Genomic DNA, 16,192 nt, shown 5'->3' with positions numbered 1-16,192 from the left:
GTTCAGCCCGGGCGGCCCGACACCGGGAAGTGCTCGTCCAGGAATTGCAGGAACGCGCGCACGCGCGGTGCGAGCACCCGGCCGCGCGGATACAGCACGTACAACATGTCGTCGGTCGTCTCGCGGTAGTCGGCGAGCAGCGGCACGAGCGCGCCGCTCTTCAGGTCCGCGGCGATGTTGAATTCCGCCAGCCGCACCACGCCCAGGCCGACGATCGCCAGCGTGCGCAGCAGTTCGCCCTGGTTGGCGCCGATGTGCTTCGGGATGTCGATGGTCTTGAGCGCGCCATCGCTCTCGCGAAAGGTCCACGCATTCCACTGCGTGCGGATGGTGAAGTTCAGGCAGCGATGGCGCAGCAGGTCGTCCGGTGTCTGCGGCGTGCCGTGCTGCTGCAGATAGGACGGCGCTGCCGCGATGACCCAGGGCCGCGGCATCAGCGGCTTGCCGATCAGCGAGAGCTCGGTGGGCCGGCCGCTGTGGATGGCCACGTCGATGCCCTGCTTCACGAAGTCGCCGCGCTCGGTGCCGATGATGAATTCGAGCCGCAGCGCGGGGTGCCGAGCCATGAGCGCGGGCAACAGCGGCGCGAGCAAATACTTGGCGGTGGTCAGCGGCGTGTGGATGTGCAGCGTGCCCGAGACTTCCGACTCCGCCGCGTTGGCGATGTTCTCCGCCTCGTCCATGGCGTCGACCACGCGCTGGCTCGCGCGCTGGAACTTCGCGCCCTCCTCGGTCAGCCGGATCGACCCGGCGATGCGCTCGAACAGCCGCACGTTGAGCCGCGCCTCGAGCCGCGCGATCAGCTTGCTGACGGCCGATGGCGACAGCAGCAGCCGCCGGCCGGCCCCTGAAAAACTGCCCTCTTCCACCACGCGAAGGAAGACCGTCATCTCGCCGAATTTGTCCATGCGGGTTTCTTTGTACTGTGCCGCCGCGTCACAGGCGGTGTGCTGCGGCGTGCGTTGTCTCGCTCCGGGGCACTGTACAGAATGGTCCGCTCACACAGGAGACAAGACCACATGAGCAAGACCCTCCGGATCGGTTCCGGCGCAGCGTGGTGGGGCGACCGCGTCGAGCCCGCCGCCCTGAACGCCGAGCGCGGCGAACTCGACTACCTCTGCTTCGAGACCATGGCCGAAGCCACCGTGTCGGCCGCCCAGGTGCGGGCCCGGCGCGACCCGAGCTTCCCCGGCTACGACACCTACCTCGACGACCGCATGCGGGCCGTGTTGCCCGCCTGCATGCGCAACGGCACGCGCATCGTGTCGAACCAGGGCTGGATCAACCCGACCGCCGCTGCCAAGCGCATCGTCGAGCTGCTGCAGGAGATCGGCGTCACCGGCGTGAAGGTGGCGGCCGTCGGCGGCAGCCTGATCACCGACCGCGTGCTCGAGCTCACCGACACCATCCTGGAGAACGGCCAGCCCACGCACACGCTCAAACCCACGCTCATCTCCGCCGAGGCCTACCTCGGCGCCGAGCCGATCGTCGAGGCGCTCAAGGCCGGCGCGCAGATCGTCGTAACCGGCCGCGTGGCCGACCCGTCGATCTTCATGGCGCCGATGATGTACGAGTTCGGCTGGGACCCGCTCGACCATGCCCGCGTCGGCGCCGGCAACGGCATCGGCCATCTGCTGGAATGCGGCGCGCAGGTGACGGGCGGCTACTTCTCCGACCCTGGCTTCAAGGACGTGCCCGAGCCCTGGAACTTCGCCTTCCCGATCGCCGAGGTCGAGGCCAACGGCGACGTCGTGATCACCAAGGTGAGCGGCAGCGGCGGCGCCGTGACGCTGCAGACGGTGAAGGAGCAGATGCTCTACGAGGTGCACGACCCGGCCAACTACATCACGCCCGACGTGGTGGTCGACTTCACCACCGCGAAGCTCGAGCAGGTCGGCCCCGACCGCGTGCGCGTCACCGGCCTGTCGGGCAAGCCGCGCACGCCCACGCTCAAGGTGTCGATCGGCTGCACCGAGGGCTTCATCGGCGAGGACATGTTCTTCTACGCCGGCCCCGGCGCGTTGCGCCGTGCGCAGCTCGCGAAGAAGGTGCTGGAAGAGCGCTTCAAGATCGTGAAGCTCCAGGCCGAAGACATGCGTGTCGACTTCCTCGGCATCAACGCGATCCACGGCGACGCGACCCCTACCGACGCGCCCGAACCCTACGAGATCGCCGTGCGCGTGGCGGCCCGCACCAAGACGCGTGAAGAGGCCGCGAAGGTCGGCCGCGAGGTCGACGGCATGGCCGTCTCGGGCATCGCCCACACCGGCAAGCGCGTGCCGCACCAGGAGCGCACGCGCGAGGTGATCGGCGTGTGGTCGTCGCTGGTGCCGCGCGAGCAGGTGCCGGCGTCCATCCAGTATTTCGAAAGCTGAGGCACCGATGAAAGTACTTCTTCAACACGTGGCCCACGCCCGCTCGGGTGACAAGGGCAACACCTCGAACATCTCGGTCTTCGCCTACGAACCCGAGTTCTACGACCTGCTGCGCGACCAGCTCACGGCCGAGCGCTTCAAGGCCTTCTACCGCGGCGCGATCACCGGCGAGGTGCTGCGCTACGAGGCACGCAACATCGACGCGATGAACTTCGTCTGCCACGGCGCGCTGGGCGGCGGCGTGTCGCGCAGCCTGTGCCTGGACAACTACGGCAAGGCGCTGTCGGCGGCGGTGCTGGGCTTCGAGATCGAGGTGCCCGACGCCCTGGCGGACAAGCTGCACGGGCGCCATCTGCTCTGATCATTTTTCATCACAAGAAGACGGAGACAAAAATGAAGACGACGTTTCGCTGGCTCGCAGCCACGGTGCTCTCGGTCGCGGCGGTCGGCGCCGCACAGGCGCAGGGCTATCCCAACAAGCCGGTGCGGGTCATCGTGCCGTACCCGGCCGGCGGCACCACCGACATCATCGCGCGCGTGGCCGCGCAGCAGCTCAGCGAGCGCCTCAAGCAGCCCTTCGTGGTGGAGAACAAGGCCGGCGCCAACGGCGCGATCGGCTCGGTCGAGGTGGCGCGCGCGCCGGCCGACGGCTACACGCTGCTGATGGGCACGGCCAGCACGCACGGCATCAACTCGGCGGTCTACAAGAACCTGCCCTACGACGCGGTGAAGGACTTCGCGCCGGTGACCATCGTGGCGAGCACCCCCAACATCATCGCGGTGCACCCGAGCGTGCCGGCGAAGAACCTGCAGGAACTGCTGGCGCTCGCCAAGGCGCAGCCCGGCAAGCTCAACTACGGCTCGACCAGCCTGGGCGGTTCGCCGCACATGAGCGCCGAGCTGCTGAAGATGATGGCCGGCGTCGACATGGTCCACGTGCCGTACAAGGGCGCCGCGCCCATGCTCACCGACCTGATGGGCGGGCAGGTGCAGATCGGCTTCGACAACCTGCCCTCGACCATCAATTTCGTGCGCAGCGGCAAGGTGCGCGCCATCGCGGTGACGACGCCGCAGCGCTGGCCGGGCGCCCCGGACATCCCGACCGTGGCCGAGAGCGGCCTGCCGGGGTACGAGGTGTCGGGCTGGTTCGGCCTGCTGGCGCCGGCCGGCACGCCGCCGGGCGTGCTCGCCACGATCCAGCAGGCGCTGGCGGAGGCGGTGAAGCAGCCCGACGTCAACAAGCAGATGCTCGATCTCGGCGCGCAGCCGGTGGCCAACACGCCCGATGCCTTCGCCAAGCTCATTCAGGCCGACGTCGCCAAGTGGCGCGACGTCGTGAAGACCACCGGCGTGAAGCTCGACTAGCCGCGGCGCGCCGGGCGCCTACGCGCTGCGGCGATTCCCGCGCGCGCGATTCCCCCGGGCGCCCCCCGACACTCGCGCGATGTCCGAAAAGCTGCGCTTCCTCCTGCAACGCGTCTGGCGCCGGTCGTGGGTGCGCTGCGCGCTGTTCTCGCTCTTCGCCTTGCTGGCGGTGCTGTCGTCGACGCTGCTCGGCCCGCTCATCCCGCAGGACATCGCGCTGAAGCTCGGGTCCGACTCGATCGGCAGCCTGCTCAACATCCTCGCGTCCAGCATGCTGACGGTCGCGATCTTCTCGGCCAGCACCATGGTCGCGTCGTTCGCGGCCGTGGCCAACAGCGCGACGCCGCGTGCATCGCAGCTGCTGATCGAAGACAGCACCATCCAGAACACGCTGGCGGTCTTCATCGGCGCCTTCCTGTACAGCGTGATCGCGCTGGTCGGGCTGCATGCCCATGTCTACGGCGACGGCGGTCGGCTGGTGCTCTTCGGCTTCACGCTGGTCATCCTGCTGCTGGTGGTCGTCGTGCTGCTGCGTTGGATCGACTACCTCTCGGTGATGGGCCGGCTCGGCGAGACCATCCGGCGCGTTGAAGCGGCGACGATCGAGGCGATGGACCAGCGCCTGCAGAAGCCGTACCTGGGCGGACGGCCACAGCAGCCCGACGAGCGCGGCACGCATGTCGTCGAAGCGCCGACCACCGGTTTCGTCCAGCATGTGTCTCTCGACCTGCTGCAGGCACGCGCGGAGACGCTGGGCGCCGTCGTCCATCTGCATGTGCTGCCCGGCGCCTTCGTCGAGCCCGCGACGCGCATCGCGAGCACGGACGGCCCATTGGACGACGCGTCCCGCAAGGCCATCAGCGACGCCGTGCTGATCGGCGCCACCCGCACCTTCGACCACGACCCCCGCTTCGGCCTGGTGGTGATGGGCGAGATCGCGTCGCGTGCGCTGTCGCCATCGGTCAACGACCCCGGCAGCGCGCTCGACGTGCTGGCGGCCGGCGTGAAGACGCTGCACCACTGGGCGAGCGGGTGCCGACAGCGCGACGACACGGCGCCCGAGGTCGTCTTCGATCGCGTGAGCGTGCCGCCCGTGCGCGAAGCAGGCATGGTCGACGACCTGTTCACGCCGGTTGCACGCTACGGCGCGGCGTCGGTCGAAGTCGGTGTCGCCTTGCAGCGCGCGCTGGGCTCCGTGATGCGCTTCTCGCACCCGCCCTTCGACGCCGAAGCGAAGCGGCTGGCCCACTACGCGCTGGTCCGGGCCGACCATGCGGGGCTGTGCGGCCCCGACCTGGACGCCCTGTGCGCAGCGGGTCGCGCGGCCGCTGCGCACACGGAGTCGCCCAGGCGCTGACGTGCCCCGGAATTGCGGGCATGCTCGCAGGCGTTGCACACGCACGCGCCGCGCGGTTTCGACGCTCGGCCGTCAAAAAAGATGAGACATGTCCCCCGCACCGCCAGCTCGCCCTGGCTGATGCTGCTCGCACTGACCACCGCCTTCGCACTCAGCCAGGCCTTCCGCACCGTCGCCGCCATCCTGGCCACGCCGCTGCAGACCGAATTCGGCCTGTCGGCCCAGGCCCTGGGCGTGTTCGCCGGGGCCTTCCACTTCGCCTTCGGTGCGCTGCAACTGCTGATGGGCATCGGCATCGACCTGCAGGGCGTGCGCCGAACGGTGCTGGCAGCGTTCCCGCTGGCGATCGTCGGCGCGGCGGTGTCGGCGCTGGCACCGAACTTCCCGGTGCTGGTGGCGGGGCAGGTGCTGATCGGCGTGGGCTGCGCGCCGGCCTTCCTGGTGTGCACGGTGTTCATCGCACGGCAGTTCCCGGCCGAGCGCTTCGCGGCGGTGTCGGGCCTGACGCTGGGCGTCGGCTCGCTCGGCATGCTGCTGACCGGCACGCCGCTCGCGTGGCTGGTGGAGGCGACCTCCTGGCGCACCGGCTTCTGGGCGCTGGGCGGCGTCTCGGTGCTGTCGTGGTGGCTGATCCTGTGGCTGGTGCGAGAGCCGCCTGCACCAGTAGCCGTGCCCACGTCGCAGCGCCCGTCGGTCCTCGGCGCGCTGCGCAGCTACGGTGCGCTGTTCGCGCTGCCGCACACGCGGGGCATCCTGGCGCTGGCGTGGGTGACCTACGCGTCCTTCATCTCGCTGCGCGGGCTGTGGCTCGGGCCGCTGCTGATCGAGCGGCACGGCTTCTCGCTGGTGCAGAGCGGCAACGTGGCGATCGCGGTGTCGGTGGTCGGCATGTTCGGGCCGGTGCTGTTCGGCCGCTTCGACCCCGGCGCGTCGCGGCGACGCTGGATCGTCGGCTTCACGCTCACGGTGGCTGCCGTCTTCGGCGTGATGGCCTTCGACCCCGGCGCGGCGCTCGACGTGGCGGGCCTGATCGCCGTCGGCGTGCTCTCGGGCTACATCGTGCTGCAGTACGCCGACGTGAAGGCGGCCTACCCTTCGGCAATGACCGGCCGCGCGATGGCGGTCTTCACGATGGCGATGTTCCTCGGCGTGGCGGTGATGCAGTGGTTCACCGGCGCGGTCGCGTCGGCGGCATCGGCCCATGGCGCCGACCCCTTCATGAGCGTGCTGCTGACCATCGCCGCGTTGCTGCTGGCGGGTGCGGGCGCCTTCGTGTACCTGCCGAAGCCGACCGACGAGACCGCTTCGCGCAGCGCCTGAATCAGGCGGACAGGCCCTGCTCGACCATGTCGAGCAGCCGCTGGCCGACCTGCTCCATCTGCGGACCGACCACCGGGCCGAGCGGCCCGTCGAGCACCAGCGCCGCCAGCCCATGCACCGCCGACCACGCCAGAAACTCCGCACCGGGGCGCCGCGCCGCCGGCATCACGCCGGCCGCGACCATCTGGTCGAGCGCCTCGCCGAGCAGCTGGAACGGGTTCTTGCCGCTCGGCCCGGCGCGCGCCGGGTCACCGGGGCCGGCCAGGTCATCCGACGCCGCATAGGCCGTGCGGAACAACCCGTTCTCCGCCTGGGCGAAACGCAGGTAGCCGGTGCCGATGGCGCGCAGCGCCGCACGGGCCGCATCGGCCGGTGGCAAGCCGGGCGGGACGGCGGCCAGCTCGGCCTCCATGGCCGTGGCCGACGCCGACAGCGCCGCCGCGCGCACCGCCTTCAGCAGCTCCTGCCGGCTGCCGAAGTGCCGGTACGCCGCGTTGGGCACCACGCCCGCCTGGCGCGTGACCTCGCGCAGCACCACCGCCTCGGGGCCGCCGCTGCGGGCCAGCGCGATGCCCGCCTCGAGCAGCGCGCGCCGCAGGTCGCCATGGCGGTAGGTGCTGCGCACGGGCAGCGGGGCGGGGACGGGGCTCATGGCGCGAGGGAATTCATGGGGCAGCATCCATTCTCTCTGCCAAGTCCCGCAGACGGCTTCATGTCCACGCGTGCGAACGGCTGCACACGGAACCGGACGCCATGCCGGGCCGACCCCTCGCTGGCGGCGGCGATCAGTCGATCACGACCTTGCCGTCCTTCACCAGCTTCGCGAATTTGGTCGTTTCGTCGGCGATCTGCTTGGCCATCTGATCGGGCGTGCCGCCGAGCGGCTCGGCGCCGATGGCCTGCATGCGCTGCGCGAAGTCGGGCGAGCGGATGATCTTCACCATCTCGGTGTTCAAACGCGCCACCACGTCCTTCGGCGTCGCGGCCGGGGCGAGCACGCCGAACCAGGTCCCGATGTCGAAGCCCTTGAGCCCGGCTTCTTCCAGCGTCGGCACGTCGGGCAGCACCGACGAGCGCTTCGCGGTCGTCACGGCCAGCGCGCGCAGCTTGCCCGCCTGGATGTGCTGCAGCACCGGCGTGATGGTGTCGAAGGACATCGCGACCTGGCCACCGAGCAGGTCGGTCGTCAGCGGGCCGCTGCCCTTGTAGGGCACGTGCAGCAGTTCGACGCCGGTGGTGGCCTGGAACTGCGTGCCGATCAGGTGCTGCGCGGTGCCGTTGCCGTTCGAGCCGTAGGCCAGCTTGGCCGTTGCCGACTTGGCGAAGGCCACCAGCTCGGTCACGTTGCGTGCGGGCGTGAGTGCGGCGTTCACCACCAGCACGTTGGGCACCATCGCCACGGTGGCCACCGGCGCGAGGTCCTTCTGGAAGTCGTACGGCAGCTTCTTGTAGACGCTTGTGGCGATGGTGTGGTGCACCGCGCCCATCAGCAGCGTGTAGCCATCGGGCTTGGCCTTGGCGACGTAGTCGGCCCCCACCGTGGCGCCGGCGCCGGGCCGGCTTTCGACCACCACGGGCTGGCCGAGGCTTTGCGACAGCTTGTCGGCCAGCGCGCGCGCCAGCACGTCGGTGGTGCCGCCCGCGGGGAACGGCACGATCAGGCTGATCGAACGTGTCGGCCAGGCCTGCGCCATGGCGAGCGTGGACGACAGGCCGAGGGCGAGCAGGCCCGCCTGCACCAGGGACCGACGCCGGGGCGTGAAGGAAATGCGCATGGTGTTGTCTCCGTCTTTGTGGTGAATCTCTTCGCGCGCGCCGCGTCGGCGCGGCCGCTCAGGCGGCGCGGCATTCGCTGCGTGCGCCGGCGATGTGCTCGCAGACCGCGCGCGTCACGGCGTCGGTGGTGGCGGTGCCGCCCAGGTCACGCGTGTGCAACGTGCGATTGGCGGTGGCGTGTTCGACCGCCTGCATCACACGCGCTGCGGCGGCGTGCTCGCCGAGGTGTTCGAGCAGCATCACGACCGACCAGAAGGTGCCGACCGGGTTGGCCAGCCCCTGACCCATGATGTCGAAGGCCGAGCCGTGGATGGGCTCGAACATCGACGGGTAGCGGCGCTCCGGGTCGATGTTGCCGGTGGGCGCGATGCCCAAGCTGCCCGCCAGCGCGGCGGCCAGGTCGCTCAGGATGTCCGCGTGCAGGTTGGTGGCGACGAGGGTGTCGAGCGTGGCCGGGCGGTTGACCATGCGCGCGGTCGCGGCGTCGACCAGTTCCTTGTCCCAGGTCACCTCCGGAAATTCTTTCGAGATCTGCACCGCGATCTCGTCCCACATCACCATCGCGTGGCGCTGCGCGTTGCTCTTGGTGACCACGGTGAGCAGCTTGCGGGGCCGCGACTGCGCCAGCTTGAAGGCGAAGCGCATGATCCGCTCGACGCCGGCGCGGGTCATCATGCTCACGTCGGTCGCGGCCTCGATCGGATGGCCCTGGTGCACGCGGCCGCCGACGCCGGCGTATTCGCCCTCGGAGTTCTCGCGCACGATGACCCAGTCGAGGTCCTTAGGGCCGCAGCGCTTGAGCGGGCCGTCGATGCCCGGCAGGATGCGCGTGGGCCGCACGTTGGCGTACTGGTCGAAGCCCTGGCAGATCTTCAGGCGCAGGCCCCACAGCGTGATGTGGTCGGGGATGTGCGGGTCGCCGGCCGAGCCGAAGAGGATGGCGTCCTTGTCGCGCAGCGCATCGAGGCCGTTGGCCGGCATCATCTCGCCGTGTGCGCGGAACCAGTCGCCGCCCCAGCCGAAGTCCTCGAACTCGAAGCGCAGCGTGCCGTCGGCTGCGGCCAGCGCGTCCATCACCTGCCGGCCGGCGGGGATCACTTCCTTGCCGATGCCGTCTCCGGGAATGGTGGCGATGCGATACGTCTTCATGGTGTCTTCCTTCGATGCGGCGGTGGTCTGGGTGACGCACTGTAGGATCGCCCCACGCGATGCATTCGCACCGAAATTGAATCCATCGTTAACCTGAATTCAACAATGGAAAGTCCATGAGCGCCTCCATCCAGCCCGCCGAACTGGGCTTCTTCTCGACGCTGGCGGCCGCCGGCAGCCTGAGCGCGGCGGCGCGCGAGATGGGCGTGACCACGCCGGCGGTCAGCAAGCGGCTCGCGCTCATGGAAGCCCGGCTGGGCGTGACGCTGGTCAACCGCACCACGCGGCGCATGGGCCTCACGCCCGAGGGCGAGCTGTACGTCGCACATGCGCGCCGCATCCTCGGCGAGATCGAGGACATGGCCCAGCTGCTCGGGCAGGCCAAGGGCGAGCCACAGGGTCTGCTGCGGGTGAATGCCACGCTCGGTTTCGGCCGCAGCCATGTCGCGCCCGTGATCTCGCGCTTCGCGCGCCGCTACCCGGAGGTCGACGTGCAACTGCAGCTGTCGGTCAACCCGCCACCGCTGACCGACGACGCCTTCGACGTCTGCATCCGCTTCGGCGTGCCGCCCGATACGCGCGTGATCGCACGGCGCATCGCGTCGAACCGGCGGCTGCTGTGCGCGTCGCCGGCCTACCTGGCGCGCGCCGGCACGCCCAAGGTGCCGAACGACCTGGCGCGCCATGCCTGCATCGGCATCCGGCAGGGCGACGAGGCCTACGGCACCTGGCGCCTGACCAGCGGCCGCGGCGCCACGCAACGCACGCAGGCCGTGAAGACGCGCGGCCCGCTCACCACCAACGACGGCGAGATCGCGGTGAGCTGGGCGCTCGACGGGCACGGCATCGTGATGCGCGCCGAATGGGACATCGCGCGCTACCTGCGCAGCGGCCGGCTGGTGCAGGTGCTGCCCGGCTACCGCACGCCCGAGGCCGACATCCATGCGGTGTACCCGCAGCGCCACCAGCTGTCGACGCGGGTGCGCGCCTTCGTCGACTTCATGGCGGCGGCGCTGGCGAAGGGCGAGGCGGGTGGCGCCGGGAGTGCTGGCAAATAGGCGTCAGTTCCACGCGCGAACGCGCGTTAGATTCACCAGCCCAACAGGAGCCCCTCGCCCATGATCCACGTCCTCGCCTTCATCACCGCCAAGCCCGGCCTGCGCGCCCAGGTCCTCGAAGCCTTCCAGGCCAACGTGCCGGCGGTGCTCGCCGAAGACGGCTGCATCGCCTACGAAGCCACGGTCGACGCCGCGCGCATGCCGCCGTCGCGCGGCAGCGTCGGCGACGACACCTTCGTCGTGATCGAGCGCTGGGCCAGTCTGGCCGCGTTGCAGGCGCACGCCGCGTCGCCGCACATGGCGGCCTACGGCGCCAAGGTGAAGGACTGGACGGCCAGCCGCACGATCCACGTGCTCGAAGCCGCCTGAGCTTCGGCTGATCGCGCTCAGCCCCTCGCCGGCGGCGGCAGCTGCCGCAGGTAGAGGTGCAGCGCGCGCATGTCGGTCTCGCTGATCTCGCGCAGCGACTCGAAGGGCATCACCTGCACCGGCGTGCCGTCGGGGCGCTTGCCGGTCTTGAACATCCGCATCATCGATTCGGCGTCGGGGTAGCGCGCCATCGCCGTGCCCTCGCCCGGCGCCAGGCGCGATGCCGCCGGCCAGTCGGGCGGCCCGCCGGGGATCTTCCCGCCGGCCAACTGCGCGCCATGGCAGCCCAGGCACATGTTGGCCACGTAGGCCCCGTGCTGCACGCTCACGCCCTCGGGCACCGGCGCGGCCGGCGGGCGGGTGTGGTCGATCTTCGCGGCAGCGTCCTGGATCATCCCGAAGCCGTAGAGCGCGCGTACCGGCAGCGGCAGGTCGACCACGGCGGCGGCACCGGGCATCGGCGGCAGACTTCGGATGTACGTGACCAGCGATGCGAGGTCGTCGTCGGTGAAGCGGTTGTAGTCCTCGCTCGGCATGATCATCAGCGGCCGCCCGCGAGGGCTCACGCCGTGGCGGATCGTGCGCACCCAGTCTTCGGGCCGGTAGCCCGCGGTCGCGCTGCCGGGCCCGGCGCCGATGTGCGGGCCGACCACGCGCATGCCGTTCGGCTCGTCGATGAAGATCCGGCCACCGCCGCTCGCCCCATGGCAGTCCACACAGCCGCGCGAGGCATAGAGGTAGCGCCCCCGGTCGAGCGCGGCGGTGTCGGTGAGCGGGCGCAAGGGCACCGGCTGCACGGCGACGTCGACCTTGCGCTGCATCTTCTGCTCGGCCTGGTGCAGCCCGAACCACAGCGCGGCGGCGGCGAGCAGCACCAGCGCGGCGAGGGCGATGCCGACGAGGCGCAGGCCGTTCTTGAATCTCTTCGTCATGGGATGGCGTTTGAAAAAAGCGCGATGCTAGAGACCTTCGCACGGGCTCGCAATCGCCGAGATCGCCTATCTCGGCCGGCCTAGCCGATCTCGTGCGCCCATGAAAAACGCGCCCGAAGGCGCGTTCCTGATCGACCGGTGGCCCGTGCTTACTTCGACACGACCTTGACCATCTCGAGGCACTTGTTCGAGTAGCCCCATTCGTTGTCGTACCAGCTCACCAGCTTGACGAAGGTGCTGTCGAGCGCGATGCCGGCTTCGGCATCGAAGATCGAGGTGCGCGGGTCGCCGCGGAAGTCGGTGGCGACCACCTTGTCTTCGGTGTAGCCCAGCACGCCCTTGAGCGCGCCTTCGCTCTGTGCCTTCATCTCGGCGCAGATTTCCTTGTACGTCGCTTCCTTGTTCAGCTCGACTGTCAGGTCGACCACCGACACGTCGGAGGTCGGCACGCGGAAGCTCATGCCCGTGAGCTTCTTGTTGAGCTCGGGGATCACCACGCCCACGGCCTTGGCGGCACCGGTGCTCGAAGGGATGATGTTCTCCAGGATGCCGCGGCCGCCGCGCCAGTCCTTGTTGCTCGGGCCGTCGACGGTCTTCTGCGTCGCCGTGGCGGCGTGCACCGTGGTCATCAGGCCGCGCTTGATGCCCCACTTGTCGTTGAGCACCTTGGCCAGCGGCGCCAGGGCGTTGGTCGTGCAGCTGGCGTTGCTGATGATGGCTTCGCCGGCGTACTTCTTGTCGTTCACGCCGTAGACGAACATCGGGGTGTCGTCCTTGCAGGGCGCCGACATGATGACCTTCTTGGCGCCTGCGTCGATGTGCTTCTGGCAGGTTTCCTTGGTGAGGAACAGGCCGGTGGATTCGAGCACGACGTCGGCGCCGGCTTCGGCCCACTTCAGGGCCGACGGGTCGCGTTCCTGCGTGAGGCGGATCTTCTTGCCGTTGACGATCAGCGTGTTGCCGTCGACCGAGACCTCGCCCTTGAAGCGGCCGTGCACCGAGTCGTACTGCAGCATGTACGCCAGGTAGTCGGGCTCGAGCAGGTCGTTGATGGCGACGATCTCGATGTCATTCTTGAAGTTCTGAACCGCTGCGCGCAGCACGTTGCGACCGATGCGGCCGAAGCCGTTGATACCGAGTTTGATAGCCATCTGATTTGCTCCTAAAGGTTGAAAAATCGTTGTGCAGGAAAAGACTCAGCGCGAAAGCGCGGCTTCGACGGTGGCCGCCACGTTCTCCGCAGTGAACCCGAAATGCTTGAACAGCACGCCCGCAGGCGCCGATTCGCCGTACGTGTCGATGCCGACCACGGCCGACACGCCGTACTTCCACCAGCCGTCGGTCACGCCCATCTCGACGGCGATGCGCGGCAGGCCCTTGGGCAGCACGCTCTTCTTGTAGGCCACATCCTGGCGGTCGAAGGTGGTGGTCGAGGGCATCGACACCACGCGCACGCCGATCTTCTTGGCGGCCAGCAGCTCCTGCGCCTTCAGCGCCAGCTGCACTTCGGAGCCGGTGGCGATGATGACCGCCTTGACCTTCTTGTTCTTCAGGCCGACGCGCTCGGGTTCGGCCAGCACGTAGGCGCCCTTGCTGATGTCGCTCAGGTCGCCCTTGGGCGAGTACGGCAGGTTCTGGCGCGACAGCAGCAGCGCCGTCGGGCGCGTGGCGTTCTGCAGCGCGACGGCCCAGGCCACCGTGGTTTCGGCCGTGTCGCCCGGACGCCAGACGTCGAGGTTGGGGATCAGGCGCAGCGACGCGGCGTGCTCGATCGACTGGTGCGTCGGGCCGTCTTCGCCCAGGCCGATGGAGTCGTGCGTGAACACGTGGATGACGCGCTGCTTCATCAGCGCGGCCATGCGGATGGCGTTGCGGCTGTAGTCGCTGAAGGTGAGGAAGGTGCCGCCGTAGGGGATGAAGCCGCCATGCAGCGCCACGCCGTTCATGATGGCCGCCATGCCGAACTCGCGCACGCCGTAATTGATGTGGCGGCCCAGCAGGCCGTCGGGGAACTGCTCGTTGCCTTCGCTGCGGACGACGTCGCCCTTGTCGTCGAAACGCAGGTTGGGCGTGCTCTTGGTGTTGGTGAGGTTCGAGCCCGTGAGGTCGGCGCTGCCGCCGATCATCTCGGGCAGCGCGGCGGTGAAGGCTTCGAGCGCGAGCTGCGAGGCCTTGCGGCTGGCGACCGTCTCGCCCTTGGAATGGGCGGCCACCACGGCATCGAACGCGGTCTGGTGGAAGCGCTTGGGCAGCTCGCCCTTCATGCGGCGGGTGAACTCCGCAGCCAGGTCGGGGAAGGCCTTGGCATACGCGGCGAAGCGCTCGTTCCAGGCAGCCTCGGTCTTGGCGCCGGCGGCCTTGGCGTCCCACTCGGCGTACACGGCTTCGGGCAGTTCGAAGGGCGCGTGCGACCACTGCAGCGCGCTGCGGGTCAGGCCGATCTCGTCGGCACCCAGCGGTTCACCGTGGGCCTTGGCGGTGTTGGCGCGGTTCGGGCTGCCCTTGCCGATCTGCGTCTTGCAGATGACCAGCGTGGGCTTGTCGGTGGAGGTCTTCGCGTCGGCGATGGCCTTCGACACGGCCTTGGTGTCGTGGCCGTCCACCGGGCCGATCACGTTCCAGCCGTAGGCCTTGAAGCGCTCGGCCGTGTTGTCGACGAACCAGGGCTTGACGGGGCCGTCGATGCTGATGCCGTTGTCGTCGTACAGCGCGATCAGCTTGCCCAGCTTCCAGGCGCCGGCCAGCGCGGCCGCTTCGTGGCTGATGCCTTCCATCAGGCAGCCGTCGCCCAGGAAGGCGTAGGTGTGGTGGTCGACGATGGCGTGCGCCGGGCGGTTGAATTCGGCGGCCAGCAGCTTCTCGGCCAGGGCGAAGCCCACGGCGTTGGTGATGCCCTGGCCCAGCGGGCCGGTGGTGGTCTCGATGCCGGGCGTCACGCCCACTTCGGGGTGGCCGGCGGTCTTGCTATGGAGCTGGCGGAACTGCTTGAGGTCGTCGACCGACAGGTCGTAGCCGGCCAGGTGCAGCACCGCGTAGATCAGCATCGACGCATGGCCGTTGGACAGCACGAAACGGTCGCGGTCTGCCCAGTGCGGGTTCGCCGGGTTGTGGCGCAGATGGTCGCCCCACAGCGCCACGGCCATGTCGGCCATGCCCATCGGGGCGCCGGGGTGGCCGGAGTTGGCGAGTTGAACGGCATCCATCGCCAGCGCGCGGATCGCGTTGGCCATCAAGGCTTGGTTGGCCATCGGGGAAGGCTTTCGGGGTGTGATTGGGGGAGCCCGCGATTTTAACGGGCCGGGTCCGGCGGGCTCGCTGATGCGCGACAAGTCCCGGCGTCGCGAGGGCGCGCTGCTAGAGTCGCGAGCCATGCAAGGGCTGCACCTCACCGCCGATCTCCACGACTGCCACTGCGCGGCACCGTGGCTCACCGATGCGCGCCTGCTGGGCGAGCGCTGCATCCGCGCGGTCGAAGCCGCCGGGCTGCAGGCCGTCGGCCAGCTGTTCCACACCTTCCCCGCGACACCCGACGGCCCCGGCGGCGTGACCGCCACGGTGCTGCTGGCCGAATCGCACCTGTGCGTCCACACCTGGCCGGAGCTGCGCGGCGCCACGCTCGACATCTATGTGTGCAACTTCGGCGCCGACCATTCGGCGCAGGCGCGCGCGCTGCTGGACACGCTGCTCGCGCTGTTCGAACCGGGGCATGTCGAGCGCCACGAGATCGTTCGCGGTGGCGCTTCGGTGGTCAAAGCATGAGCAGCGCGCGCGCCATGGTGCTGGCCGCCGGCCGCGGCGAGCGCATGCGCCCGTTGACCGACGCCACGCCCAAGCCGCTGCTCGACGTGCGCGGCAAGCCCCTGATGCAGTGGCCCCTGGAGGCGCTGGCGGCCGGTGGTTGCGCGTCGGTGGTGGTCAACACCGCCTGGCTGGGCGAGCAGATCGAGGCGCGCTTCGGTGCGGGCGGCGGTGCGTTGCCGTCGATCGCCTATTCCCACGAGGGCCGCGACTTCGGCGGCGCGCTGGAGACGGCGGGCGGCATCGTGCGGGCGCTGCCGATGCTCGCGGACGTGTTCTTGGTCGTGGCGGGCGACGTGTATGCGCCGGATTTCGTCTTCTCCGAGACGGCGGTGACACGTTTTGTCACCAGCGGTGCCCTCGCCCATCTGTGGCTGGTGCCGAATCCGGCCCACAACCCTCAGGGTGACTTCGGCGTCTCGCCCGACGGCCTGGCACTGAACGACGCGCACGAACGCCTGACCTTCTCGACGATCGCCCTCTACCGCGCCGCCTTCTTCGCGCCACCCAACGGCGACATCCCACCCGGCAACCCGCAGGGCATGAAGGCCGCGCTGGCGCCGCTGTTGCGCCGCGCCATCGAAAAAGCCCAGGTGAGCGCGGAACGCTACCTGGGCGCGTGGACGGATGTGGGCACACCCGAACGGCTGGACGCGCTGAACGCCGGTCGCTGAGACCGGCGCCGCGCCAGCG

General features: G+C 69.5%; 16 protein-coding genes. 9 read left to right on the top strand and 7 right to left on the bottom strand.

What is annotated here, in order from left to right; all coding sequences use genetic code 11:
* Nucleotides 1-2 precede the first annotated feature (2 nt).
* A complete protein-coding gene (locus tag ACSFA0_RS01875) occupies nucleotides 3-908 on the bottom strand; it encodes a LysR family transcriptional regulator (protein WP_435448539.1) in 906 nt (301 codons plus the stop codon).
* Nucleotides 909-1,019: 111 nt separating this feature from the next.
* On the opposite strand from ACSFA0_RS01875, the gene ACSFA0_RS01870 reads away from it, so the two are divergent.
* From ACSFA0_RS01870 to ACSFA0_RS01850, 5 genes are all read left to right on the top strand, one after another.
* Nucleotides 1,020-2,375 (top strand): acyclic terpene utilization AtuA family protein, encoded by a 1,356-nt coding sequence (locus ACSFA0_RS01870; protein ID WP_435448538.1) that lies wholly within the window; start codon nucleotides 1,020-1,022, stop codon nucleotides 2,373-2,375.
* Nucleotides 2,376-2,382: 7 nt separating this feature from the next.
* Nucleotides 2,383-2,736, top strand: a complete 354-nt coding sequence (locus ACSFA0_RS01865) for an AtuA-related protein (protein WP_435448537.1) — start codon at nucleotides 2,383-2,385, stop codon at nucleotides 2,734-2,736.
* A gap of 32 nt (nucleotides 2,737-2,768) precedes the next feature.
* A complete protein-coding gene (locus ACSFA0_RS01860) occupies nucleotides 2,769-3,740 on the top strand; it encodes a Bug family tripartite tricarboxylate transporter substrate binding protein (RefSeq protein ID WP_435448536.1) in 972 nt (323 codons plus the stop codon).
* Nucleotides 3,741-3,819: 79 nt separating this feature from the next.
* The gene (locus ACSFA0_RS01855) at nucleotides 3,820-5,097 is read left to right on the top strand and encodes a DUF2254 domain-containing protein (RefSeq protein ID WP_435448535.1); all 1,278 of its coding nucleotides are present in this window, start codon (nucleotides 3,820-3,822) and stop codon (nucleotides 5,095-5,097) included.
* 81 nt (nucleotides 5,098-5,178) lie between these two features.
* On the top strand, nucleotides 5,179-6,417 hold the full coding sequence (locus tag ACSFA0_RS01850; protein WP_435448534.1) for an MFS transporter: 1,239 nt from the start codon (nucleotides 5,179-5,181) through the stop codon (nucleotides 6,415-6,417).
* 1 nt (nucleotide 6,418) lies between these two features.
* On the opposite strand, the gene ACSFA0_RS01845 is transcribed toward ACSFA0_RS01850, so the two are convergent.
* The 3 genes from ACSFA0_RS01845 to ACSFA0_RS01835 form a co-directional block, all read right to left on the bottom strand.
* Nucleotides 6,419-7,069 (bottom strand): TetR/AcrR family transcriptional regulator, encoded by a 651-nt coding sequence (locus ACSFA0_RS01845; RefSeq protein ID WP_435448533.1) that lies wholly within the window; start codon nucleotides 7,067-7,069, stop codon nucleotides 6,419-6,421.
* A 133-nt stretch (nucleotides 7,070-7,202) separates the two neighbouring features.
* Entirely contained in the window at nucleotides 7,203-8,192 is a 990-nt protein-coding gene (locus ACSFA0_RS01840) for a Bug family tripartite tricarboxylate transporter substrate binding protein (protein ID WP_435448532.1), read from the bottom strand.
* Nucleotides 8,193-8,250: 58 nt separating this feature from the next.
* Complete coding sequence (locus ACSFA0_RS01835) at nucleotides 8,251-9,342, bottom strand: tartrate dehydrogenase (protein WP_435448531.1); 1,092 nt, start codon at nucleotides 9,340-9,342, stop codon at nucleotides 8,251-8,253.
* A gap of 116 nt (nucleotides 9,343-9,458) precedes the next feature.
* On the opposite strand from ACSFA0_RS01835, the gene ACSFA0_RS01830 reads away from it, so the two are divergent.
* Nucleotides 9,459-10,400 (top strand): LysR substrate-binding domain-containing protein, encoded by a 942-nt coding sequence (locus tag ACSFA0_RS01830; protein ID WP_435448530.1) that lies wholly within the window; start codon nucleotides 9,459-9,461, stop codon nucleotides 10,398-10,400.
* A 60-nt stretch (nucleotides 10,401-10,460) separates the two neighbouring features.
* Nucleotides 10,461-10,769 (top strand): putative quinol monooxygenase, encoded by a 309-nt coding sequence (locus ACSFA0_RS01825; protein ID WP_435448529.1) that lies wholly within the window; start codon nucleotides 10,461-10,463, stop codon nucleotides 10,767-10,769.
* A gap of 17 nt (nucleotides 10,770-10,786) precedes the next feature.
* Here ACSFA0_RS01825 and ACSFA0_RS01820 read toward each other — a convergent pair whose 3' ends face one another.
* The 3 genes from ACSFA0_RS01820 to tkt all read right to left on the bottom strand — a co-directional run bounded on the left by ACSFA0_RS01820 (nucleotide 10,787) and on the right by tkt (nucleotide 14,949).
* Entirely contained in the window at nucleotides 10,787-11,701 is a 915-nt protein-coding gene (locus tag ACSFA0_RS01820; protein WP_435448528.1) for a c-type cytochrome, read from the bottom strand.
* 149 nt (nucleotides 11,702-11,850) lie between these two features.
* Nucleotides 11,851-12,852: a type I glyceraldehyde-3-phosphate dehydrogenase gene (gene gap, locus ACSFA0_RS01815; RefSeq protein ID WP_435448527.1), complete on the bottom strand. Its 1,002-nt coding sequence runs from the start codon at nucleotides 12,850-12,852 to the stop codon at nucleotides 11,851-11,853.
* A 45-nt stretch (nucleotides 12,853-12,897) separates the two neighbouring features.
* A complete protein-coding gene (gene tkt, locus ACSFA0_RS01810) occupies nucleotides 12,898-14,949 on the bottom strand; it encodes a transketolase (RefSeq protein ID WP_435448526.1) in 2,052 nt (683 codons plus the stop codon).
* Nucleotides 14,950-15,070: 121 nt separating this feature from the next.
* Here tkt and ACSFA0_RS01805 point away from each other — a divergent pair, with 121 nt between their 5' ends.
* Together ACSFA0_RS01805 and ACSFA0_RS01800 are read left to right on the top strand one after the other, a co-directional pair.
* The gene (locus tag ACSFA0_RS01805; protein ID WP_435448525.1) at nucleotides 15,071-15,460 is read left to right on the top strand and encodes an S-adenosylmethionine decarboxylase family protein; all 390 of its coding nucleotides are present in this window, start codon (nucleotides 15,071-15,073) and stop codon (nucleotides 15,458-15,460) included.
* A 14-nt stretch (nucleotides 15,461-15,474) separates the two neighbouring features.
* On the top strand, nucleotides 15,475-16,173 hold the full coding sequence (locus ACSFA0_RS01800; RefSeq protein ID WP_435450877.1) for a nucleotidyltransferase family protein: 699 nt from the start codon (nucleotides 15,475-15,477) through the stop codon (nucleotides 16,171-16,173).
* Nucleotides 16,174-16,192 lie beyond the last annotated feature (19 nt).

The organism is Variovorax restrictus (assembly GCF_051216715.1).
In the GTDB taxonomy this organism is placed as follows: domain Bacteria; phylum Pseudomonadota; class Gammaproteobacteria; order Burkholderiales; family Burkholderiaceae_C; genus Variovorax.
The sequence above is the reverse complement of the archived record's forward strand: the minus strand, read 5'-3'. Positions and strand labels throughout refer to the sequence as shown.